This window comes from Pseudomonas oryzihabitans, from assembly GCF_032027545.1.
Lineage (GTDB): Bacteria > Pseudomonadota > Gammaproteobacteria > Pseudomonadales > Pseudomonadaceae > Chryseomonas > Chryseomonas oryzihabitans_F.
Window position 1 is genome coordinate 1 of sequence record NZ_JAVSJB010000012.1, and the last position, 23,202, is coordinate 23,202.

The window sequence follows — 23,202 nt, forward strand, 5'->3', positions numbered from 1 at the left end:
CACACACCCCCCCCCCCCCCCCCCCCGCTCCTACGGACTGTGTCTCTACATTTGTACATATCTCATTTTTGAGACATCAGCCCCAGGACCACCAATTTCTTGTACAGCGTAGACCGCCCCAAACCCAGGCGGCGAGCGGCTTCGTCCACCTTGCCGCCACAGGCGGCCAGGGTCGACCGGAGCAAGTCGCGATCAAAGCGCTGGCGGGCTGCGGCATAGGTTTCGCCGGTCTGGTGACTGACCGCCTCGGCCGTAGTGGGCATGGCAGGGGCGCCGCCCAGAGCCTCCGCCAGCGCCACGGCATCCAGCTGGCTGTCGTCACCCAGCAACACGGCACGTTCCAGTACGTTGCGCAGTTCGCGCACGTTGCCGGGCCAGGGTTGGCGTTGCAGTAGGGCCAGGCCGTCGGCGGTGAGTTCGGGAGTGGGCTGACCGGCCACGGCGGGCAGCCCGTCGAGGATGGCTTCGGCCAGCACCGCCAGGTCGTCCAGCCGTTCGCGCAGCGGGGGGATGCGGATCGGCAGGACGTTGAGTCGATAGTAGAGATCGGCGCGAAAACGCCCCTCGGCCACGGCGGCCTCCAGGTCGCGCGAGGTGGCGGCGATCATCCGCACGTCGCAGGCCAGCACCTCGTTGGAGCCGAGCGGTTCGTATTCCTTTTCCTGCAGCACCCGCAGCAACTTGGCCTGCAGCGCCAGGGGCATGTCGCCGATCTCGTCGAGAAAGAGGGTGCCGCCCTGGGCGATCTGCAACTTGCCCGGGCGTGCCCGGCGCTCGGCACCGGTGAAGGCGCCCGGTGCGGTGCCGAAGAATTCCGCCTCCAATAGGCTCTCGGGAATGGCCGCGGCGTTGATGCTGACGAAGGGCCGCCCGGCCCGCGGCGAGGCGCCGTGGATGGCATGGGCCAGCAGCTCCTTGCCGGTGCCGGTCTCGCCGAGCAGCAGCACCGCCGCCGCACTGGCCGCGGCGCGGCGGGCACGGCGCTTGACCTCCAGGCTGGCCGGCCCGCTGCCGACGAAGTGGCCGAAGCCGTACTTGGCGGTACGCGCGTGCTGCAGCGAGCGGCGGGTGGTGGCCAGCTCCTCCTGGATGCGCAGGTAGCGGGTCACCAGGGGTGCCAGTTGCTGCAACTGGTCGAACAGGGCGAAGCCGATGGCGCCGATCAACTCGCCCTCGTCGGTATGAATCGGCAGGCGCATCACCACCAGCGGCCCGCTGCGGGTCTCCAGCATATCCAGCAGGATCGGCTGGCCATTGCGCGCCACCTCGCGCAGCAGGCTGTGGGGGATTACCTGTTCCACTGGCTGGCCGATGGCGGCGGCGGCATCCGGCAGGCCGAAGTGCTGGGCGTATCTCTGGTTCATCCAGACGATGCGCGCCTCGCGGTCGACGATTACCGTGCCGTTGCTGGTCTGCTCGATGATCTCGAATAGCGAGCGGATCGCCCGCTGGCGGATGCCGGCATAGTCCTCGAGTCCCGGCAGGCCGGTTGGCGTGCTGGTCATGGCTTCAGCGCATGGCGCAGCTGGTGCAGGCGCCGCTGGACGATACGTTCGCGCCGCGCGGCGTCCCAGTCATAGAAACCATGGCCACTGCGCAGCCCGGTACGGCCGGCGGCCACCTGGTCTTCCAGCAGTTGCAGCGGCGCCTCGTCCCGCGCCAGGGTTGGCCAGAGGTGCCGGGCGATGTCGCGGAAGGTATCCAGGCCGCCCATGTCTGCCGTTTCCAGCGGGCCAACCATGGCATAGCGCCGGCCCAGGGAGGCGCGCATCACCCGGTCCACCGTCTCGGCATCGGCCGCGCCGCTCTGCACGATGTGCAGAGCTTCGCGCAGCAGGGCGAATTGCAGGCGATTGCCGACGAAGCCCGGAATGGCCCGCTGCAACACCACGGCTTCCAGCTCAGCGGCCTCCAGCAACCGCCGTACGGTTTCCAGGTGGGCGGGCAGGGTAGCCGTGCCGGGCACCAGCTCCACCAGGGGAATGAAGTGTGGCGGATTCCAGAAATGCGCGATCAGCAGTCGCTCGGGATGGCGCAGCTGCGCGGCCAGCTCGTCTGGCGGCAGGCCGCTGGTGTTGCTGGCGATCAGGGCGTCTGGCCGCAGCAGCGCTTCGAGCTGGGCATAGAGGCGGTGCTTGAGCTCCAGGCGTTCGGGCACGGCTTCGAACAGCAGGTCGCAGTCGGCGAGGTCCGCCAAATCACTGGTCGTCGTGAGGCGGCCTATGACGGCCTCGGTGTCCACCGCGATAGCGGCCTCTTCCAGCTCGGCGAGCAGGGTGCGGGCGGTTGCCGGTACCTCGGCGAGCCGGGCCGGGTCGACGTCCTGCAGCCGCACGGCATGACCATGGCGGGCGAGGTGCACGGCGATGCCAATCCCCATGAGACCGGAACCCAGGACGGCGAGGCGAGGCGTGGTCATGATCCTTATCCTTATGAGACAGCCGCCGCAACCGTCTCACACTTGACCGCCCCCGGCCAAGGCACGGGGTACTGCCTTGCACCATAGCCGGGCCGCGGCGCTCAGGCGATGGACTGGCAAAGGGCTCTGCAACGCCCCTTGGCCGCGCCTGGCACGGGCACTGCTAAGAGACAGGCACGCCTATCTCGAGGAGCCCGTCATGAGCGAAGCTGCAGGCAACGACTATCCCCTGAGCGAAGTTCCGCCCCATGCCCGCAAGGGCCTGGCCTCCCTGGCCATGGTGCTGCTGGGGTTCACCTTCTTCACCGCCACCATGTTCGCTGGTGGCAAGCTGGGGGTGGCCTTCGGCTTCGCCGATCTGCTCTGGGTCATCGCCATCGGCAACCTGCTGCTGGGACTCTATGCCGCCGCCCTGGGCCACATCGCCTGTCGCAGCGGCCTCAACTCGGTGCTGATGGGGCGCTTCGCCTTCGGCGAGCGCGGCAGCAAGCTCTGCGACCTCATCCTCGGCTTCACCCAGATCGGCTGGTACGCCTGGGGCACCGCCACCGCCGCGGTGGTGCTGGGCAAGTATTTCGGCCTGGAGGAGGGCGCGGTGTTGGCGCTGATGGCGATGTTCGGCCTGGGGTTCTGCGCCACCGCCTACGTCGGCTACCGCGGCCTGGAGATCTTTTCCTGGATCGCGGTGCCGGCCATGGCCGTGCTGCTGATCCTGTCCATGAGCGTGACGACGAGCAAGGCCGGCGGCCTGGACGGCCTGCTGGCGATCCAGCCTAGCGCCAGCCTGGACCTGTCCACCGCCATCACCCTGGTGTTCGGCACCTTCGTCAGCGGCGCCACCCAGGCCACCAACTGGACGCGCTTCGCCCGTTCCACCCGGGTGGCGGTGTTGGCCAGCCTGATCGGCTTCTTCATCGGCAATGGCCTGATGGTGCTGATCGGCGCCTATGGTGCCATCGTCTACCAGCAGCCCGACGTGGTGGAGGTGCTGATGCTGCAGGGCTTCGCCACCGCCGCCCTGGCCATGCTGCTGCTCAACATCTGGAGCACCCAGGACAACACCATCTACAACTTCGCCGTGGCCGGCTGCAACCTGGTGCGTACCGACCGCCGCAAAACGGTGACCCTGGCCGGCGCCCTGATCGGCACCGCCCTGGCGCTGCTGGGCATGTACGACCTGCTGGTGCCCTATCTGGTGCTGCTGGGCACGGTGATCCCACCCATCGGTGGGGTGATCGTCGCCGACTACTGGCTACGTCATCGCGGTCGCTATCCGCTGCTCGCCGAGGCGCGCCTGCCGCGCTACAACTGGCCGGGCCTGGCCGCCTATGGCCTGGGCACCACCGCCGCCTTCGGCTCGCCATGGGTGGCGCCCCTGGTAGGTATCGGGGTGGCGGCGCTGGCCTATGGGGTGTTCAATGGGCTGACTCGGGGGCGCACTACCGCCCCTGCCTCGCTCTAGGAGTTCCACCATGCGCATCCTCAACGCCCGCCTGCGTGACCGCGAAGGCCTCCATGACATCCGCCTCGAAGGCGGGCGCATTGCCGCCATCGCCGAGCAACTGCTGCCGCCCACGGTGGGGCCCGACGACCTCGATGCCAAGGGCAACCTGGTGGTGCCGCCCTTCGTCGAGCCGCACATCCATTTGGATGCCACCCTGACTGCCGGCGAGCCGCGCTGGAACATGAGCGGCACCCTGTTCGAAGGCATCGAATGCTGGGGCGAGCGCAAGGCCACCATCACCCAGGCAGACACCAAGACCCGTGCCAAGCGCACCATCCAGGCCTTGGCCGCCCATGGCATCCAGCACGTGCGCACCCACGTGGACGTCACCGATCCCTCCCTGGCGGCGCTCAAGGCCATGCTGGAGGTACGCGAGGAGACCGGCCACCTGATCGACCTGCAGATCGTCGCCTTTCCCCAGGAGGGCATCGAGTCCTTCAAGAACGGCCGCGAGTTGATGGAAGAGGCCATCCGCCTGGGTGCCGACGTGGTCGGCGGCATTCCGCACTTCGAATACACCCGCGACCAGGGCGTGAGTTCGGTGAAATTCCTCATGGACCTGGCCGAGCGCAGCGGCTGCCTGGTGGACGTCCATTGCGACGAGACCGACGATCCCCACTCGCGCTTTCTCGAGGTGCTGGCCGAAGAGGCCCGTAGCCGCGGCATGGGCGACCGGGTCACCGCCAGCCACACCACCGCCATGGGCTCCTACGACAACGCCTACTGCGCCAAGCTGTTCCGCCTGCTGACCCATGCCGGGATCAACTTCATCTCCTGCCCGACCGAGAGCATCCACCTGCAGGGTCGCTTCGACAGCTTTCCCAAGCGTCGCGGGGTGACCCGGGTCAACGAGTTGCTGGAGGCGGGGCTCAACGTCTGCTTCGCCCAGGATTCCATCGTCGATCCCTGGTATCCGCTGGGCAACGGCAACATCCTGCGGGTGCTGGAGGCGGGGCTGCACATCTGCCACATGCTCGGCTATCGCAACCTGCAATCGGCACTGGACCTGGTCACGGTCAACAGCGCCAAGGCACTGTCCCTGGGGGATCGCTACGGCCTGGAGGAGGGGCGGCCGGCCAACCTGCTGGTGCTGTCGGCCGACAGCGACTACGAGATGGTCCGCAGCCAGGGCCTGCCGCTGTACTCCATCCGCCACGGCAAGGTGCTGATGCAGCGCCGCCCGGCGCAGGTGGAGTTCGCGGACGTATAACGGACCGCGGTCGTGGCGGTCCACCAATGCGGACGCACCTACCGACAAGGGTTTGCTGCTTGGGATTTGCCGGGGCTGAAGGAGCTGGTGCCTGCGCGGTTAGCTCCCTCTCCCTCCGGGAGAGGGCTGGGGTGAGGGAAGCCCTAGCGGCGAACTTCCCGTGGAAAAGGCTGCGCCGTTTTCCACGCTACGGCTTACCGGGATCGCGACCATGGCGATCCAGCGATGCGGCCGCTCCTACGGGATATCCGGCTGCTGTAGGAGGCCCATGGCCGGGATGAAGCTCGCCGCCAGGGCACATCCACAGCGCTTCACTGCAGGCGACGACCCTAACGCCCGCTTTCCGCGAAATCCCTCAAGGCCGCGCCATCCAGGCGGTAGCGTACCCATTCGCTCTGCGCTGCGGCGCCGAGGCTTTCGTAGAACTCGATGGCCGGGGTGTTCCAGTCCAGCACGCTCCACTCCAGGCGACCGCAGTCGTTGGCCACCGCCTCGCGGGCCAGCTCGCGTAGCAGGCCCTTGCCCAGGCCGGTGCCGCGGGCGCTGGGGCTGACATAGAGATCTTCCAGGTAGATGCCGTTGCGGCCCAGCCAGGTGGAATAACTGTAGAAATACACGGCGTAGCCCACCACCACACCCTCGTGCTCGGCCACCAGCGCCCGTGTGGGCGTATCGGCGGCGAACAGGGTGGCCTCGATCTGCGCCGGGCTGGCCAGCACTTCATGGACGGCCTTCTCGTAGTCGGCCAGTTCGACGATCAGGGCATGGATGCGGGCGGCGTCTGCGCGGCGGGCGGGGCGGATCTGGGAAATCATAGAGTCCTTGGCGGGATCGCTGGCGGGAGGGCGACCTCAGGAGGTCGTCGTCACCCGCTGGGCTGACTGGGACAGCATGGCAGCGACCTGCGCGGCCAACTGGTCCAGGGTGAAGGGTTTGGTCATCAGCTCCATGTTACCACCCAGGAAGGCGGTCCGGCTGAGGGCGCCCTCGGCGTAGCCGGTCAGGAACAGCACCGGCAGCCGTGGGCGACGCTGCTGGATCACCTCCGCCAGCTGGCGACCATTCAGGCCGGGCAGGCCGACATCGGTCACCAGCAGGTTCAGCTCGGGTATCTGCTCCAGCAGGCGCAGCGCGGCCTTGCCTTCGGCCGCGCTCCAGACCCGATAGCCCAAGGCTTCCAGTGCCTCCTGATTGACCAGGCGCACGGCGTCGTCGTCTTCCACCAGCAGGATGGTCTCGCCGTCGCCCTGGGTGAAGACCACCGGCGCGGGTCGTTCCGGCTCGCTCTTTTGCACCGCCGTCGGCAGGTAGACGCAGACCTGGGTCCCGGTCTCGTCGCTGGCGATGGTCAGGCGGCCATTGCTCTGCCGGGCGAAGCCATACACCATCGACAGGCCCAGCCCGGTGCCCTGGCCTTGCGGCTTGGTGGTGAAGAAGGGTTCGAGCACCTTGCCCAACAGCCGCTCCGGGATGCCGGTGCCGGTATCCCGGACCTCGATGCACACGTAGTCCCCCGGTGCCAGCGCCTCGTCCTCGGTACCCTGTTCGCTGATGGCGACCGGATAGGTCTCGAGGGTGATGACGCCGCCGTCCGGCATGGCATCGCGGGCGTTGATCACCAGGTTGAGGAGGGCGTTCTCCAGCTGATTGGCGTCGGCCAGCACCCAGGGCAGGTCATCGGCAAGGGCCAGCGTCACCGAGATCTGCTCGCTCACCGTGCGTTCCAGCAGTTCCTGCAGCGCCAGGATCAGGTCGTTGGCGGACATGGGGCGGGATTCCAGCGATTGTCGCCGTGAAAAGGCCAACAGCCGTTGGGTGAGCGCGGCCGCCCGGTGCGCCGAATGCTGTGCGGCCTCCATGTAGCGCTCCAGGCCTTCCAGCTGGCCCTTGCCTTTGATTTTCATCAGATCCAGCGCGCCCAACACGCCAGTCAGCATATTGTTGAAGTCATGGGCGATGCCGCCGGTGAGTTGCCCGACCGCCTCCATCTTCAAGGACTGACGCAAGTGCTCTTCGGCGCGACTGCGCTCGGCGCTCTCCCGTTGCAATTCGCTCAGGGTGAGCGCCAGGGTGCGGGTTCGCTCCGCCACCTGGGATTCCAGCTCTTCGTTGAAGCGGCGCAAGGCCAGTTCCGCGCGCTTCTCGTCGCTGATGTCGGCGATCACCGTGGTTGCGCCGATGATCCGCTGGGTCTCGTCGTGCAAGGGCACCGCGCTCACCCGCAGCCAGGATTCCTCGCCCGACGCGCTGGTGTGATAGAAGTCCTGTCCCTTCACCCGTTCGCCCCGCAAGGCTTTCGCTCCGGGGAACTGATCGGGCGACAGCAGTTGCCCGGCCGCATCGAGGGCCACCCAGCGCGAGACCTCCTCAGGTTGCCGGGACGGAATCTGGTGGCCCGACACATGCTGCTCGTAGAAGGGATTGCTGACCAGGGTGCGTCCCTCGGTATCCATGAAGCACACCCCGACCGGCAGGTTCTCCAGCAGCGTCTGCATGCGCTCGCGTTCCTGGGCGAGTTCGGCGAGGCGGTCGCGCATCTCGAACTGGCGCAGGCGCGAACGCCAGGCTGCGGCGACGCTGCTCAGCAGCGAGGCACCGCTCAGGGGGCGCTCCAGGATGACCAGGTTGGTCGCAGCTGCGGGCAACTGGCGGCGCAGCAGGTCGTTGCCGCGGCCCGAGCGCTTGGAGTCGGACGCCAGCAATACCAGCGGGATGTCCGACCAGGTCGGCTGCCGCTCCAGCGCGTGCGCCAGCGACCTCAGGTCCTGGCGCAAGGCCTCTTCGGTGAAGACGATGATGCCGGTCTCGTCGCCGAGGGCCATCGCCACCTCGTCGAGGGTGGCCAGGTAACGGGTGTGATAGCCCTGGGTGAAGAGCCGCTGCAGGCTGGCCGCATCACCCCGCAGCGGTGCGCAGATGATGAGTTCGCAGGAAGGCGCCACGGTCATCGTCAATCGCGCTTTTCCATCAGGGGTTGCTTGGCGCCGAAGTACTCCGGCGTACCCGTCAGTACGCCGCGGAAATCCACCAGGGGCTGGCCGACCCGAATGCCTTGGGCGTCGATGCGCAATTCCCGAATCGCGTCCTCATGGCCGCCACCGCGGTGCTTGAGGATGGAAATCGCCTTGCGCAGGCGCCCCTGGGCCTCGAAGAAGCGAATCAATACCACCGTATCGGCGATATAGGAGATGTCGAGACTGGAGGTCATCGTGCCGACCAGTCCGTGCTGGGGATTGATGAGAAAGGTCACGACGCCGGATTGGCTCAGGTACGAGAGCAGCTCGTGCATCTGCAGGATCAACTGCTGTTCCTGGGGCATGGCGGCGAGGTAACCGTTGAGGCTGTCCAGCACCAGCATCCGGCACCCGTGCTCCTCGACGTCCCGCCGCACGCGCCAGGCGAATTCGCCGGGAGACAGCTCCGCGGGATCGATCTGGTGGACCACCAGCAGACCTTCCTCGATATAACGCGGCAGCGGCATGCCCATGCTTTGCGCGCGCTTGAGCAGGGTGCCGATGCGTTCGTCGAACTCATAGACGGTGCACTTTTCGCCGCGGGAGCAGGCGGCCATCACATACTGCAGGGCGAGGGTCGTCTTGCCGGTACCGGCCGGGCCGGTGATCAGCGTACTGGTACCGCGCAAGGGGCCGCCGTGCAGCAGGGCATCCATGTCAGCGATATCGCTGGGCACGGGCTCGCCGGCGAAATCCTGATAGCGCCCCGAGGCAATCATCCGCGGATAGATCTCCAGCCCACCACGGCGAATGGTGAAATCGTGATAGCCGGCGATGAAGTCCACCCCGCGCAGCTTCTGGATCTGCAGGCGGCGGCGCGCGGCGCCGAAGTCCAGCGTCAGGCGTTCCAGGGTCAGCACCCCGTGGCAGAGGCTGTGCAGGTGATTGTCCCGTTCGTTGCCACTGGTGGTCAGGTCGTCCACCAGCAGCACGGTCAGACCGCGTCCCGCGAAGAATTGCTTGAGCGCCAGCACCTGGCGGCGATAGCGCAGCGGGTCCTGCGCCAGCAGGCGCATCTCCGACAGGCTGTCGAACACCAGCCGGTTCGGCTTGAGTTCCTCCACGCGCGCCTGGATCAGGCCGATGGTGTCGCCCAGCTCGGACTCCCAGGGATGCAGGATGGTCTGCTCCTGCGCACCGCCCAGCACCGCATCGGCGGCGGACAGCTCGAACAGGTCCACGCCGTCCAGGCTCCAGCCGTGGGACTCGGCTACGCTGCGCAGCTCCTCCCCGGTTTCCGACAGCGTGATGTACAACACCGATTCGCCCTGGCGAACCCCTTCGAAGAGAAACTGCAGGCCCAGGGTGGTCTTGCCGGATCCGGGGGTGCCTTCGAGCAGATAGAGCCGATCCTTCGGCAAGCCGCCGCGCAGGACCTTGTCCAAGCCGGGATTGCCTGTCGTGATGACTGACGGGCTGAGAGAACTCATGGATGACCGGACCTCGCGGCGTCGGGAGCGAAAGAGACGAGAAGGACGCGGCGCAGAGCCTCCCCGAAGGAACCCGCAGCGCGACGGCAGGGGAAATCGACTGAGCCGAGCCGGAAGACGGCGGCGAGGAACGGGCGAGGGTGCGATCTGCGCCCGGATTAATCGTCAGTCTAGTCGCGTCGTCGAGCCGGGGCTACTCCGGCCATCGACGTCGACGCGCCGTCGGTACCTAGGTCACGCGGCGCAATGTTCAGGCGATACCGTTGGGGCCGTCCAGTACCCGGCGTACCTTGCGGGCCAGGTCGTTGGGCATGTAAGGCTTGGAGATGACGTCGAATTCCGAGCCGCCGATGTCGGTGCGCTCCAGGGAATTCTCCGCATAGCCGGTGGTGAGGAGTACCTTGGTGTCCGGATGCAGGCGCTTCACCTCCCGGGCCAGCATCACGCCGTTCATCCCGCCGGGCATGATCAGATCGGTGAACACCAGGTCGAAGGGGCGGGCGGTCTCGCGCAGGACGCGCAGCGCCTCGCTGGCGTTGAAGGCGATCTGTGCGGTGTAGCCGTAGTCTTCCAGCACCAGCTTGGCCAGCTCGGCCACGTCCGGGCGATCTTCCACCACCAGGATGCGCTCGGTACCGCTACGGCGTTCCGTCCGCTGCTCGGCATGCGGGTGGGTGATGTGGCTGTCGTCCGCCGGGAAGTAGAGGCGGATGGTGGTACCGACGTCCTCTTCCGAGTAGATGCGTACCGTACCGCCGGACTGCTTGGCGAAGCCATAGACCATCGACAGCCCCAGGCCCGACCCCTTGCCTTCCTCCTTGGTGGTGAAGAAGGGGTCCATCACCCGGTCGCGGATGCTGGCTGGCATGCCGTGCCCATTGTCGGTGATCGCCAGACTCACGTAGCGTCCGGGTAGCAGGCCATCGTAGGACATGGTGGCCAGCTCGCGGACCTCGACGTTACGGGTCTCGATGGCCACGCTGGGGTGCGGGCGATTCGCCAGGGCATCCCGGGCGTTGATCAGGATGTTGAGCAGCGCCAGCTCCGCCTGGGTCGGGTCGATGCGGCAATTCCACAGGTCGCCTTCCAGCTGGGTGCGGATCTCCACGTCGCCCAGGGTCCGCTCGGCCAGTTCGTGGGAGGTGCGGATCAGGTTGTTCAGGTTGAGCACCCGGCCTTCCAGCTTCTGCTTGCGCGAGAAGGCCAGCAGTTGCTGGGTAAGGGTACTCGCGCGCTCGGCGGCCGACCGCGCATGGGCCGCGCTGCGCAGCACCCGCTCCTGGTCGACGCTGGGCTTTTCCGCGGTGCGCTGGATGATGTCGATGTAGCCCACCATCACCTGCAGCAGGTTGTTGAAGTCGTGGGCGATGCCGCCGGTGAGTTGCCCCAGGGCCTCCATCTTCTGCGCCTGGCGCAGGGCGTCCTCGGCGTCGCGGCGCCGGCTGACGTCCAGCTGGGAGGCGAAGAAGTAGGTCAGCTCGCCGGCATCGTTGTACACCGGCGACACGAACAGGGCGTTCCAGAAGCTCGAGCCGTCCTTGCGGTAGTTGATGATCTCCACCGAGATCTCGCGCTCCTGTTCCACCGCCTCGCGGATCTGATTGACCACCGAGCGGTCGGTCTCCGGCCCCTGCAGGAAGCGACAGTTCTGCCCGAGCAACTCGTCCACCTGGTAGCCGGTCATCTCGGTAAAGGCGTTGTTGGCGAAGATGATCGGGTTGTCGGGCTGCTTGGGATCGGTGACCAGCATCGGCATCCGGGTGGTTTCCACGGCGGCGAAGAAGATGTTCTTGCCCTCGTGCGAAACATCGCTCGTCGCTGAATTGTCGACCCGCGCCTTGCGGGACTGGGGCATCTGGTTCACGTCTGAAAAATCCTTGCGCGGCAAAATTGACGTCTTGCTCCTGAGACAGCCAAGCGGCAGAAAAACTTCATCGATGCCGGGTGGCGAGGGCGTCTGGTGCACCCTTTCCGGGCTGGAAGCCAGGCGGCGCAAGGCTTTGGCGGCCAGTTGCCAGCCTACCATTCACGCGCTTCAGGTGACCGTTAAGACAGTTCGCGGAGAACCTCTCGCTCATCAGATGTCTGAGCTGCCATGAAGCCGAGAAGCCCTGATATACAAAGACAAATTCTTGTTCTGGAAGATGATCCGGGCCAGCGCGAGCTGCTGACCGAAATTCTTACCGAACAGGGCCTGAACGTGGTCGCCGTCGCCTCCAGCGACGATGCCCTGGCCCACATGGATAACCAGGGCAGCGATACCAAGTTGGTCATCGCCGATGTCAACGTGCCCGGCACCCTCGACGGTCTCGCCTTCGCCCAGCTGGCGGCCGCCAGCTGGCCCACCGTGCCCTTCATCATCATCTCCGGCTACATCGACCAGGATCTCGCCGTGCTGCCGCGCCGAGCTGCCTTTTTGCCCAAACCCTGGAGCGTGGCCGACCTCAGCCAACTGGTCGAAAGCCTGCTGCCTCGTCGCTGATCCGCCACGGCGAACGCGACGGACCCTGCTCGCGTCGTTCCGCCTTCCGGTAGCCAGCTGCAAGGGCTGACCATGTAGGCATTTCAATGCCTTTTTGCGACATGGCGGAGTCGGCAATGGCTAATTGATATGACGTCCGTCGGCTGGTGCACCAGCCAGGGAACCAAACCTTCTGAACGCTATCAATGTGCCATCTATTCACGACTGGCAAGGAGCGCTTCATGGACGCAGTCATCACCCAGATTTCTCAGATCACCGATTGGGAATTCCTCATTGCGCTGGAGCGCAGCCTGGAAAGTCGCGGTCGCCTGGACATGAGCGCCAAGGCTGCCCTGGAACGCCAGGGCCACCTGCTTTCCCGCCGCTATCTGCAGCAGAAGGGCAAGCTCGGCAACGGCCCCTTCAGCCCGCTGGAGGACGAAGTCCTCGACGTGTTGGCCACCGCCACCGCGGCCTTGCGTCGCGCGCGCCGGCTCCCCCATAACATCGTCAAGAGCCTGCGCGCCGGGGGCCTGATCGAAGCCGTCGAGCGTAACGTCTGCCATGCCGGCGCCTTGCTGTGCCGTACCGACTTCGAAGCCGACGGCATCCCCCGCGGCACCCTGGAACGCATCGTCGACCGCTACCCCCAGGCCTTCGAACTGGAAGCCCGCCGCGCCGCCGCTCGCTACGTGGCCGAGCACGAGCCGGCCTTCCGCGCCGTGGGCTGAGGGGCACCGTCAGGCCGCTCGCGGGCGGCCTGACGCGCCAGACACCAAGTCCAACCCTGCTGGCATCCCGTGCTACCGTTTCGGCGTGCCCCGCCGAAACGAACGCCGCCATGTCCATCGCCGACAGTCTTCTCGCCTTCACCCTGGCCGCCGCGCTGCTCACCCTCACGCCGGGACTGGATACCGCCCTGGTCCTGCGCACCGCCGCTGTCGAAGGGCGCCGCCAGGCCTGGCGCGCCGCCCTGGGCATCAATGTGGGCTGCCTGCTCTGGGGCGCGGCCGTGGCCTTCGGCCTGGGCGCGTTGCTGGCGGTCTCGGAGCTGGCCTACACCCTGCTCAAGTACTGCGGCGCCGCCTATCTCGGCTGGCTTGGCCTGAGCCTGCTCCTGCGCCCCCGCACCGCCATCGCGCCCACGGCAGGCGAGGGCAGTACGACCGCCAACTGGTTCCTGAAGGGCATGCTGGGCAACGTGCTCAACCCCAAGGTCGGCATCTTCTACGTCTCCTTCCTGCCGCAATTCATTCCTCAAGGTCAACCCCTGATCGCCTGGACCTTCGGCCTGGTCGCCATCCATGTGGTGCTGGGGCTGCTCTGGTCCCTGGTCCTGATCGGCGCTACCCGCACCCTGGGCGAAACCCTGCGCAAGGCGGCGGTGATCCGCTGGCTGGATCGGACCACGGGGGTGGTCTTTCTGCTGTTCGCGGCGAAGTTGGCGTTGGGGAAGCGGTAGGGAAGGGGGGCGGCGCTTTGGCTAGAGGCGTAGGGAGTAAAAGCCAGAAACGACAAAGCCCGTGCTAGGCGGGCTTTGGGGCGGTCCTTGCGGATCTGATTGGAGCGACTACGTCACAATATTTCTATGGAATGCCTGTTTTAGAGCGATTTTTCGTTTACCTAACAGGCCTGGCATACACAGAGGCATACAGGGGCAATGTTGGCCGAGCTATACCTACTGAGCGACCACAATCCCTGTATGACAGGCAAACGCATGAATTCTCGAGTCGCTTTGCCGCAGATTCCTCACATGTACTGCGATAGCATCCGTCACGCTGTTAGTACTCCTCGCTTTAGCAGCAGCTGCTGCAATCAGGTGGCGTTTTGCTGGCGGGCCAGCCTTGATTTCTGGCACACAACGGTCCCGTTCCATAGCATTGGCTCGGCAGCGGCTGTCAGCTTGCAGATCAACGGGATTCCATGAGTTTCGAACATCTTACGCCTGCCTATGCTTATAAAGCGGTCTGTAGTCGCTGCCGTCGGCTAACGTTCTGGGATCAGCAGTTCAGCGTATTTGGCTGGTACTAGCGCTATCTCGCCCCATGCTAGGGCAGTCGCAGCTAGGCCGCTCCCATTTGTAGTGATCTTGCCGTAAAACATGACTATGCGGCCTTCAGAATCGTCCGTTATACCCTTGTCTCTGCAAAATCCATTACTGGCTTTTATAGTGAAATCGCCTACTTTAGGGTTGCACTCAAGTCGAGTCATACGAATGTTGTGATCGTATTTTCCTGCGTTAAAACTTTTCTTTATCTTTCCGAAATAAAGACGAGGTGTCTGCTCTGTTTCTAGAATGCTGTCTTCCACCTCAACTATATAAGTCAATAGCTCGGCGAGCTTTATGGGGAAGCTGGCTCCTGGTAAATAAAAGTATTTCCCTAGGTTTTTGTCTAGGCCTCTGCAAATTCCCGCAATGGTAGTGATTTTGCTCGGTAGCTCAAAGCTTTCTCCTTCGTGCCTCCCAATTGGTACTTCAGATAACGGCCCGTCAGCGTCTTCGACAGGAGTTTCGTCATACTCTTTGTCGCTGCGCTCGTCAATTTCCGGTTTGTCTTGAAGAAACTCTTTTATAATAGTTAGCTCTTCATGGTCGATAGCCCTTTTGGCCTCTTCCCAAGAGTTATATCTTTTGCCTTTTGGTTTTTTTGCTCTTAATACACATGGTATATTCGCCCAGCGTTTTAGGTGTCGGAAGAAGGGCTCTCTCTGATTTGTGAAGAGATCTTTCCTTCTTGGGGTGCGCTCAACATTAGTTTTGCAGGCGGGGCAGAAAAGGTTGTCTGCCATTTCCTCTTCATACTCGTCAGGCGCCACTTTGCGCGATCCACGTAACACACCTTGGTCGCCGCCCTCGTAGTTCCACCCTGGGCAATGGTATGCGAATGCGATTTTTCTCTTCCCCAACATTCGTTGCTCCCAAACGTTTGAAGTCTGTCATCTAAAACGCTAGCTCAAGAATTTGCCTGCTGCACCCTCAGCTACAGTTTTGAGTAAAAAATCGTCATGGCTGGGGCTCGGCGAGCTTCTAACTCGTGGCTAAAGGCCTTGGTATGAGAGGGATTCGTGGTCTGACTCTGGTGCAGGGATACATGTCGGGAGATATGGGGATAGGATACGTTGACCAGCTGGCGACGGATTGTCAGCCACTACCTATGTCATGACAGTGCCATTACTGGAAGCTAGGGCTCAGGGTGATAGCTTAGAAATGAAAAAGCCCCAGACTAAGCTGGGGCTTTATTGAGCATATCGGTATCAGGCGACGAGCTTGAGCTGCGTTTTGATCTCGGAAAATTCGCAGGGCAGTGTTGCTAGTATCTTCGCAACTGACTGATGGGACTTAGATTCGAGAAGTAGCGTTTTCAATTTGGAAACTCTTTCTTCAATGGCTACTTGTCTGTCCCACTGCGTAACTAATCTTTTTGACCCTATTTTCTGCTGGATAAGCACTAAGTGGCGGTCTTTGTTGTAAGTGTATCTCATCTCGATCACTTGATATTGATCGGAGAGGTCTTCTTTTTCCGTGAAAGAAAGTTTGAAAACGTAACCTTTGGTGGTTTTTTGAAAGCTGCTTTCTAAGTAATTTTCTTCGAATATGCTATCAACGAGTTCGGATGGTTGCACACCCTTTACGACATGTAGTGTCGTTAATTCTTCGATGATGGCTTTGATCGCTAGTGTGCTCATCTAATCATCGCTCTTAGTTCTGACATGACTACTTGGATGTGGTCGACAGACTTCAAAAGAGTGTTGTTGTCTCTTTCTGTCACTTTGCCAAACTTTTTAGCAAGCTTGGTATTCATAAAGATCATGAGTATACCATCGTTTGGTGTGTCTGTCTTTATCATCGGTAGATGCGGTGCGAAGGTCCGATAAAGAGTAGAGCTTTTTTCATCTAGGCCCTTGTCGCTTAAAAAGTTCGCGATTTCGTCTTGGGCTTTTTTGGTTAAAATATCTCTAAGCTGTCGGCGAGCTTTTTCTGGCCTTTTCGCTATGAGATTTGGATCTATAATCTGTTCTGCTGCCTTTTTGGTTTCTGCGCCAATTATCGCGTTTTTGATCGCTTCTAATGTTTCGGCGTCATAGTCTTGCAGTTCGGCTATTTTCTGAAGTTTGTTGGTCGCAATTAGATCGACTTCTTTTCTTTTTTCCAGGAAAAGACGATTGAAGTCTAGGTCGTCTAGATAAGAGTCTTGATCGCTTACAAAAGCCTCGCTAGATGATACCCCTCCGAGGGTAGTAGAGCGGCTAGCATATTCGCTATCAGTAATTTGATATTCTTTTGTCCGCTGGTGCTTTGCTCTATCGACCTCTGTTTGGAACGCATGCCACATGCCATCTAGGCCGGTTTCTTCGTGGTAAACAACAATCGCATTGTTGTCAATTTCGAAGGCAGTGATCTCACTTTCAGGGATCGCACGTAATACGCGGCCGACAATTTGCGCGAATGCGTTGATACTTCTATACGGTCTAAATATGGAGAGGACAGTCAAATATTTGTGGTCGTAGCCTTCCATAAGCATATTGACAGAAATGACTACGTCGCATTCGTGGTTATCGATTGTGCGGAATGCTTGCTCTTGCAATGAGAAGTCCATTTCGCTATGCAAAATTACAGCTCTCATTCCATAGCTTTGGTACCAAACCAAAAGATCCTCTGCGTGCTTAATGCTACAGCCGACGGCGAGGATTTTATGCGGGACGCTGGAGGATACTTTTTTAAGTTCTTGGAGCTTTTCGATGCTGTGAGTTATTACGTCCCGCGAGCATTCTTCTGATAGAGCAACGCTTTTCTCAATCCATTCCTTATCTTTGAACTCTAGGACTTGGTCTTTTGTGAGTTTGAGTCCCGGTTGGTCTTTCAGCGTGAAATAGAGTTCGTGTGCATTTACTGTTTCTTTTCGTAGCCATTTTACGTATCTGTCGCGCATCACTTCAGATAGGGGCGTCTCGTGGATCTTGACGCCAGGCAGCTCTTGCTTGTCCCCTCTGAAGGGCGTTCCAGTTACATGAAGTCTTTTGGCCTTCTGGAAATAATCCAGCGCCTTCTGCCAGCTATCCGCTACAGAGTGGTGCGATTCGTCAATAATAATCAGGTCAAAAAAATCTGGTGGAACGTTATTGACTAGGCAAGATGAACGTTCACTATATATCTGGTGGATGTTCGAATATACGATGTTGCTGCTTTCCAAGTTGGAAAACAAAGTGTTTGATTGGTATTCGCAAGTAGTGGGAAGGTCTTTGGGGTCGAAGATAACATCATAGTTAACCCAGAAATTATCTTCGAGTAATTCTTGAGTTTTGCGAATGCTTTGTTTGGTTACTAGGCCTGGTGTGATTATAAGTACGCGGCCTTGGGAAATTCCGAACGGCACTATTGATATTAGGCCGCTTTTGCCAGTGCCAGTTGGCAATACGATCAGGGCCTCTTTGTTGTCAGGATTCGAAAAAAAATCCTGCGCGCTTAGATAGGCTGCAATTTGAGGTGTTCTGAGTTTTTTGTTGCCGACAATGTTTACGGCGGTATCAATGAAATACTGCTTTGGCATGTTCATTCCTTTGAATGATATGTGGTTCAGATCCAGGTCACCCAAATCGGTGTGAGCCAACTTCGTCCACTAGACGGTCCCGGCCCTACAAAGCGGTGGAAGTGCCGACACTCGGTCTTTTGAGTGACCTGCGTCACAGCATAGCCAATCACGGTACGAAGGGTCAGAGGGGGTGATAAACGGGCGTGCTGCAGGGATTTGCGGAATGGCATGGCTCGCCAATCACCTATCCAACGCTATATCTGGCGCGGGGTTGACGTCATTGCAGAGGTGCAGAAAAACCCACACATTTAGCCCGCAGGTGTGGCGGGGGGACAACGGCGCGCGCCGGGTGCAGAGCTCTCCGGCCCGGCCTCTGGCGGCCGAGGGGTGGGACCATCCGCCCGGACGCCTCCACGACGCCCGTCGTCGGCCTGTCGCTGGCCAGGGAGGGCTGATCGGTGCAGGTCGTCGGCTCCGCAGCCTGTGACGCTCCACAGGTGCAGCTCTGCATCCAGCAGGTAAGGAGTCTGACCTGATCAGACTCCTTACAAGGCGCGCAGCGTGTCGACGTGGCCCTCGGCGACCGGACACGAAAAGGCCGCCCGTAGGCGGCCTGTCGCTGGCCAGGAAGAGCTAGGCGCTGCGCTGCTGGCCTTGCTGCTCGAGCAGCACCTGGGCCTCGGCCCGCTGGCGGTTCAACGCGAGGACGCTTGTTGCCCGGCCGGTCAGTTCGTAGGCCGTAGCGTCGACCGCCTGCAGGGTCTGCTCGAATGGATCAGCTTCGGCCGGCTCGACCGCTGCCGCCGCCTCGTCTACCAGCTTGGCCAGGGCTCGCTCTAGGCGTCCCCTCGCGGCCTCTTGGCGCTCGGCTTGACCTTTGGCTGTTTGACCGTCGCCGACAATCTCCTCTTTGATCACCGCGTGCAGGTGCTGGGCTTCCTGGCGCTGTATCAGCCTGAGCCAGGTGCGGCCCTCGGCCGTGGCGAACAGCGCCGCCGAGGCGATGGCGAGGCAGTGATCGCCATAGGCCGCCGTGGCCCTCTCCAGGGCGCTGTCATACGTCCGGCGCGCATAGGCCGTTTCCACCTGAGCCAGTTGGTAGCTCGGTTCCAGCTCGGTCGCCAACTGTTCGTAGCTCTCGGCCAGCTCGCGCTTGTCCAGCTCGTCGCGCTTCGCCTTCAAGACCTCGGGCGTCAGCTCGCCATCGGCGTCGCGAAAGTCAGCTCGCCACTCGCTGCCGGCCGTCTCCGATTCGTGCCGGGCGGCGCGGCCGGTGGCACGGTGTTTCTCCAGGCGCTTGCCCAGGGTGACCAGCGTTTCGCGTTGGGTCAGGTAAGCGGCTTTCGCCTGATCATGGTTGGCCAGGGCAGCGGCGACGTCTTCGGGGAGGGTATTGGTTTGGCTTTCGGTACTCATGGGGGCTCTCGTTTTGGTGCTGGGGGCTCGTGACCGACCGTGCTCGAGCACGGCCAGCCGTCGCCGTTGGGGTTGTGTGGATCAAGTCAAAGGAGGTGCGTCAAGCACTTCGTGCCAAAACACCCTTGTTCATGTCTGAAAACGCAAAGTGAGTGGGAACGTGGGCACGTGGACAAAACCGCTCTGGAATGCGGGTTTGAGCGCGTGAATTTGATCCCACTCTTTTTGAGTGGGAACGGAGAGGGGGAAGGTGGCTATTAATTGAACAGAGTTGTGTTCCCACATTCCCACTCTCGTTATTCATATGGGAACGCTGTAACCCGCGTCGTTGCTGGCCTGTTCCCACGTTCCCACTGTTCCCACCGAAAACAGTCAGTAAGGGGGTCTCTACTGGGAGATTCATGCTTGACTTTCCCCCTCGGTATCCAATCGCTCGGGGTCGATGACGTAGAACCGCGCATTACCTCCGCCTGGCGTGCGATAGCGTTTGGTGCGCCGGGAGGTGCGGGCCTCTTCATCCACCTTGGCCAGCGCATTGGCTTCCACCAGTGCCCGCAGGATTCGCTCCTTGCCGTAGCCGGCCGCCGCCTCGAGCAGCGCGGGCGCGTTGAACAGGTAGAGCCGGCGATCGTCGATCAGCTCGTAGAAGCCCGCCCGATCGCGCACCGTGACGGCGGCGTGCTCGGCGTGAACCCAGGAGAAGCGGCTGTCGCCGTGCAGGGCGATGAAGTCGGCGATGCCGCGCAGGATCTGGCGCTCCTCGGCGTTGCCATCGCCCATCCTGGCCAGCCATTCGCCGAACAGCTGGCGACAGGCGTTGCCAGCCGTGCCGGTGGGCCAGCCCAGCAATTGGCGCTCGCTGGCCAACTCACCGGCCAGCGCCATGAGGGCGAAGCGGTCCGCCACCCGGCCGGCCTGGGAGCTTTCTGTGCGGAAGGTCGCCCGCAGCTCGCGGAAACGCTCGAGCAAGTCTTCAGGCGTCTTGAGCAGGCTTTCCACGAAGGCCGGGCCGAGGTGGCCGTAGTCCTGGCCGACGGCATCGGTCAGCAGCCGATGGAATTCCTGGCCGGTCAGCCCCTGCACATCGTCGAAGGCCCGGAACGGCCGTGTGCCGGCGTTCACGTCCACCATGCGCAGCTCCGCGCCGGCATGGGCACCGTTGCCGGCGATGGCCGCATGCTCCGACAGCGACCGCTCGCCGCTGGAGAGCGCCAGGACGCGCCAGGTCAGCTTGGCCCTGCCCTCGCGCTCGCGGGTCATGGTGCTCTTGCCCATGCCGTTGGCGATGGCATAGGCCATCTCCTGCACCCGCTTGGGGTCGGCCCGCTTGATCTCGTCGAGGATCAGCACCGTGTCGTTGCGTGACGCCGCCTCGATCTCGACACCGCCCTTGGATACGTCCCAGGACGCGGCGAAGGTGCCGGGGTTGCCCCACACCGAGGCCGCGATCAGTTGGGCCAGCGACTTGCCGCTCGAGGAATCGCCCACCAGGTGGATGCCGCCGCCGTTGACGCCCAGCTTGGTCAGCAGCGGTCCGGCGAGGGCGCAGCAGACCGACAGGATCAGCACCGGGTTGCCCAGGCAACGCGGGGCGATCTGCGCCTGCCAGTTGGCCAGCGTGCCCTTGGTGGTGAAGAGGTTCACCGCCCGGCCCGAGTCCTGATAGCGCACGTTGTCGCCGCCCAGCACTCGCGACGGCAGCACGAAGGCGCCGGACTCGTGCCAACCGGGCTTGGTGGTGGTGGCGATCACCCGCGCCGGGGCGTGGTAGCTGGCCAGGTAGGGCGCGACGTGGCGGCGCTGGTGGTACTCGATGGCCAGGCCCTGGCGCATGAGTGCCTTGAGCACCTCGTCGGCCTTGCCGGCCAGGGCCTCCATCGGCATGACCCACTCGATACGCTTGCCGCGATAACGAAAGCTGAGCAGGCGACCAATGCTGCCGTCTTCGGTGTTCACCGTCTCCGCCTCAACGTGCAGCGGCGAACAGATCCAGTAGTCGAAGGGCACCGGGTCGTCTTCCGGCCCGCTGTGTTTGACGCCGTGGTACCAGGTGCCTTCGCGGAACGCCTTGCCCTCCTTGAAGACGGGGCGGTCGTACACGGCGAAGCAGGGCCGGTCGAGGGTGTCGCGCTCTGGCACCTTGGGCTCGCCGACCAGGCTCAGGCCGGCTTTCGGTTCGGGCGTGCTCATGCCGACACCTCCCAGCGTCCGCTCTGCCAGAGGTGCAGGTCATTGAAGTCGGACAGCTCGGCCGGTCCGTCATAGGGCCACTCCGGGAAGACCACCAGGGCATCGGCCGCGGCCGCTGCCCGGTTCGCCGCGGCGCGGCCGGGGTTGCCGGGAGAGCCACGGTCATCGTCGCCGGCTATCACCAGTTCGACGCGCTGGCCGAAGCGGTCGCGCATGGCCAGGGCCACCGGCTTGAGGTTGCCGGCGTTCAGCGCGCAGACCACCGGCGCCCCGGTGTGCTGGTGCAGAGTGGCGCCGGTGGCCCAGCCCTCACAGACGTACAGCCGGGCGCCGTCCGTGACCTTGCCCAACGGGCAATAGCAGCCCTGCACCCGCCCACCGGCCAGAAAGCGCTTGTTGCCCTGGCCATCGATGATTTGCAGGTTGACCAGCCGGCCGCCCAGGACCAGGGGCACCGCCAGACGGCCATGGACAAGCTGGCGCAGCCCGAACGGCTCCACCTGCTTGGCTTGCAGGTAGGTATGCAGCCGATCCACGGGCTTGCCGTGCTGCCAGAGCAAGGCCGCCTGACGCGCCGCAGCGGCTTGCTTGTGCTGCAACTGCGCCTCGGCCTCGCGCTGCTGCGCCTCGAGGTGCTGGCGCACGGCCAGGGCCTCGGCCGAGGGCTGGCCATCCTCCCTGGCGAGCGAGGCGAACAGCCCCAGGCCGAGGCGCTGATCGATCTCCCGCGCCGCCTCGCCCTGGCGGCAGCCGCGCAGATAGGCCAGCAACGACACCAGGTCGCCGCCGTGGGCGGCGCTGTCGGCGAAGTCGTTCCACTTGCCGCTGTCCAGGGAGACGCCGAAGGAGCCGGCCTTCCGGTCACCTCGGGCGACGTTGGGGGCGACCCACTCGCGGCCCTGGCGGCTGCCCTTCGGCAGCCACTCGGGGAGCAGGGTGGTGGCGTTGGCCAGGGCATGTAATGCGGCCTGGCGGATCAGCTCGGGAATGCGGCTCTCAGCCATGGGCCACCTCCCCACGAGCGCTGAGAGCCCGCGCCGTCTTGTAGAGGTCCAGGGCATCGGCGACCAGCACCCGCGCCGCCTCGGAAACGTTGATGAGGTCGTGCCGGTCGACAGTCTTGATCGTCATGCAGGTGACGCTATCCAGCAGCCCATAGGCCGCGCTCAGGCGTAGCTCGGCGCAATCGAGCAAGGCCGTCAGCGGTTGGCTACCGTCGAGCAGGAGGACGTGGCTGTCGCTGGGGTTGGCGGTCAGTGGGGTCAGCTCACTCATGGCCGGCCTCCCTTTGCACCATGGCCAGGAGCAGCCGCAGCAGCGAGAGCGGCACCTGCCGGACGTGAAGCTGGCCGGCCTGCTCGGCGGCGTGGATCTCGGCGCGCAGTTGGTCAGCGACGCTGGGCTCATGATTGAGGGCGTCGACGGCGTCGAGCATCGCCTCGAGGGTAGCGCGTGACGGCGACTGGCCGGCCGGGCTGGCCAACTCGGTCAGCAATTGGCGGAGGGCATCGATGGGATCAGCCATGACGCACCTCCAGGACGGCGGTGACCACCGACGCGACAGCGGTAGGCAGGGTAGGGCGGGTGAGGACAGCGGTGTCGAGCGCGGCGCTGGCCTCGAGGGCACGGGCGCGCTGCATGTGATGGTTGTAGCGGGCGAGACGGGTGGAAAGACTGGAGTTTGCGTGCAGGGCAGCCAAGGCCATGGCCTTGTGTGCGGCGACGCGGATGCAACGGGGGGACGGATTGAGGGCGTGCGAACGCTTCATGGGTGGAGCTCCTTTCGTTGAGGAACTGCCACCGCTCGCGGCCAAGCGAGGAATGGTGGCAGCTGTACGCGGGTTGGCCGACCGGGACGAAAGGGACCCGGCACACCCGAAGGTGTCCCGCGCACAGCTGCCATAACACGGAGCTGCAGGCACAAAAAAAGCGCCTGCAATCTGGTGATGGGCGCCTGTGCGCCTTTCGTTTCTCGACCGGCCAAGGTCGGTCACGGATTTTGCCGCGACACCCTGACTATAGGCCGT

Annotated in this window: 20 protein-coding genes; 5 read left to right on the forward strand and 15 right to left on the reverse strand. The window is 63.1% G+C overall.

Going from position 1 to position 23,202, the window contains the following annotated elements:
* Positions 1–62 precede the first annotated feature (62 nt).
* Positions 63–1,505 (reverse strand): sigma 54-interacting transcriptional regulator, encoded by a 1,443-nt coding sequence (locus tag RND78_RS18555; RefSeq protein WP_312731068.1) that lies wholly within the window; start codon positions 1,503–1,505, stop codon positions 63–65.
* A complete protein-coding gene (locus RND78_RS18560) occupies positions 1,502–2,419 on the reverse strand; it encodes a 3-hydroxyacyl-CoA dehydrogenase family protein (protein WP_312731071.1) in 918 nt (305 codons plus the stop codon). The genes RND78_RS18555 and RND78_RS18560 overlap by 4 nt, the downstream gene beginning before the upstream one ends.
* A gap of 199 nt (positions 2,420–2,618) precedes the next feature.
* On the opposite strand from RND78_RS18560, the gene codB reads away from it, so the two are divergent.
* Entirely contained in the window at positions 2,619–3,881 is a 1,263-nt protein-coding gene (gene codB / locus RND78_RS18565) for a cytosine permease (protein ID WP_312731073.1), read from the forward strand.
* Between the two features lie 10 nt (positions 3,882–3,891).
* Positions 3,892–5,133, forward strand: coding sequence for a cytosine deaminase (codA, locus tag RND78_RS18570; protein ID WP_312731076.1), 1,242 nt, complete (start codon positions 3,892–3,894; stop codon positions 5,131–5,133).
* A 329-nt stretch (positions 5,134–5,462) separates the two neighbouring features.
* Here the strand turns inward: codA and RND78_RS18575 are convergent, their stop codons facing one another.
* From RND78_RS18575 to RND78_RS18590, 4 genes are all read right to left on the reverse strand, one after another.
* A complete protein-coding gene (locus tag RND78_RS18575; protein WP_059226089.1) occupies positions 5,463–5,948 on the reverse strand; it encodes a GNAT family N-acetyltransferase in 486 nt (161 codons plus the stop codon).
* Between the two features lie 36 nt (positions 5,949–5,984).
* Positions 5,985–8,081 carry an ATP-binding protein gene (locus tag RND78_RS18580; protein WP_312731303.1) on the reverse strand — a complete coding sequence of 699 codons (2,097 nt, stop codon included), beginning with the start codon at positions 8,079–8,081 and terminating at the stop codon, positions 5,985–5,987.
* A 2-nt stretch (positions 8,082–8,083) separates the two neighbouring features.
* Positions 8,084–9,577 (reverse strand): ATPase domain-containing protein, encoded by a 1,494-nt coding sequence (locus RND78_RS18585; RefSeq protein ID WP_059226091.1) that lies wholly within the window; start codon positions 9,575–9,577, stop codon positions 8,084–8,086.
* 250 nt (positions 9,578–9,827) lie between these two features.
* Positions 9,828–11,432: a histidine kinase famiy protein gene (locus RND78_RS18590; RefSeq protein WP_312731305.1), complete on the reverse strand. Its 1,605-nt coding sequence runs from the start codon at positions 11,430–11,432 to the stop codon at positions 9,828–9,830.
* A gap of 240 nt (positions 11,433–11,672) precedes the next feature.
* On the opposite strand from RND78_RS18590, the gene RND78_RS18595 reads away from it, so the two are divergent.
* From RND78_RS18595 to RND78_RS18605, 3 genes are all read left to right on the forward strand, one after another.
* Positions 11,673–12,059 (forward strand): response regulator, encoded by a 387-nt coding sequence (locus RND78_RS18595; protein WP_312731086.1) that lies wholly within the window; start codon positions 11,673–11,675, stop codon positions 12,057–12,059.
* Positions 12,060–12,280: 221 nt separating this feature from the next.
* Entirely contained in the window at positions 12,281–12,769 is a 489-nt protein-coding gene (locus RND78_RS18600) for a hypothetical protein (protein ID WP_312731088.1), read from the forward strand.
* A 110-nt stretch (positions 12,770–12,879) separates the two neighbouring features.
* Positions 12,880–13,500, forward strand: a complete 621-nt coding sequence (locus RND78_RS18605; RefSeq protein ID WP_312731091.1) for a LysE family translocator — start codon at positions 12,880–12,882, stop codon at positions 13,498–13,500.
* Between the two features lie 524 nt (positions 13,501–14,024).
* Here RND78_RS18605 and RND78_RS18610 read toward each other — a convergent pair.
* From RND78_RS18610 to RND78_RS18650, 9 genes are all read right to left on the reverse strand, one after another.
* The gene (locus RND78_RS18610) at positions 14,025–14,855 is read right to left on the reverse strand and encodes a hypothetical protein (protein WP_312731094.1); all 831 of its coding nucleotides are present in this window, start codon (positions 14,853–14,855) and stop codon (positions 14,025–14,027) included.
* 438 nt (positions 14,856–15,293) lie between these two features.
* Entirely contained in the window at positions 15,294–15,725 is a 432-nt protein-coding gene (locus RND78_RS18615; RefSeq protein ID WP_312731096.1) for a hypothetical protein, read from the reverse strand.
* Positions 15,722–17,587 carry a DEAD/DEAH box helicase family protein gene (locus RND78_RS18620; protein ID WP_312731098.1) on the reverse strand — a complete coding sequence of 622 codons (1,866 nt, stop codon included), beginning with the start codon at positions 17,585–17,587 and terminating at the stop codon, positions 15,722–15,724. The genes RND78_RS18615 and RND78_RS18620 overlap by 4 nt, the downstream gene beginning before the upstream one ends.
* Before the next feature lie 615 nt (positions 17,588–18,202).
* Positions 18,203–18,985 carry a hypothetical protein gene (locus RND78_RS18625; protein ID WP_312731099.1) on the reverse strand — a complete coding sequence of 261 codons (783 nt, stop codon included), beginning with the start codon at positions 18,983–18,985 and terminating at the stop codon, positions 18,203–18,205.
* A 399-nt stretch (positions 18,986–19,384) separates the two neighbouring features.
* Positions 19,385–21,175: a DUF927 domain-containing protein gene (locus RND78_RS18630; RefSeq protein ID WP_312731100.1), complete on the reverse strand. Its 1,791-nt coding sequence runs from the start codon at positions 21,173–21,175 to the stop codon at positions 19,385–19,387.
* A complete protein-coding gene (locus RND78_RS18635) occupies positions 21,172–22,179 on the reverse strand; it encodes a toprim domain-containing protein (RefSeq protein WP_312731102.1) in 1,008 nt (335 codons plus the stop codon). The genes RND78_RS18630 and RND78_RS18635 overlap by 4 nt, the downstream gene beginning before the upstream one ends.
* Positions 22,172–22,450 carry a hypothetical protein gene (locus tag RND78_RS18640; RefSeq protein ID WP_312731104.1) on the reverse strand — a complete coding sequence of 93 codons (279 nt, stop codon included), beginning with the start codon at positions 22,448–22,450 and terminating at the stop codon, positions 22,172–22,174. The genes RND78_RS18635 and RND78_RS18640 overlap by 8 nt, the downstream gene beginning before the upstream one ends.
* Positions 22,443–22,700, reverse strand: a complete 258-nt coding sequence (locus tag RND78_RS18645; protein ID WP_312731106.1) for a hypothetical protein — start codon at positions 22,698–22,700, stop codon at positions 22,443–22,445. Before RND78_RS18645 ends, RND78_RS18640 begins: the two co-directional genes overlap by 8 nt.
* On the reverse strand, positions 22,693–22,944 hold the full coding sequence (locus RND78_RS18650) for a hypothetical protein (RefSeq protein ID WP_312731316.1): 252 nt from the start codon (positions 22,942–22,944) through the stop codon (positions 22,693–22,695). The genes RND78_RS18645 and RND78_RS18650 overlap by 8 nt, the downstream gene beginning before the upstream one ends.
* Positions 22,945–23,202: the final 258 nt, after the last annotated feature.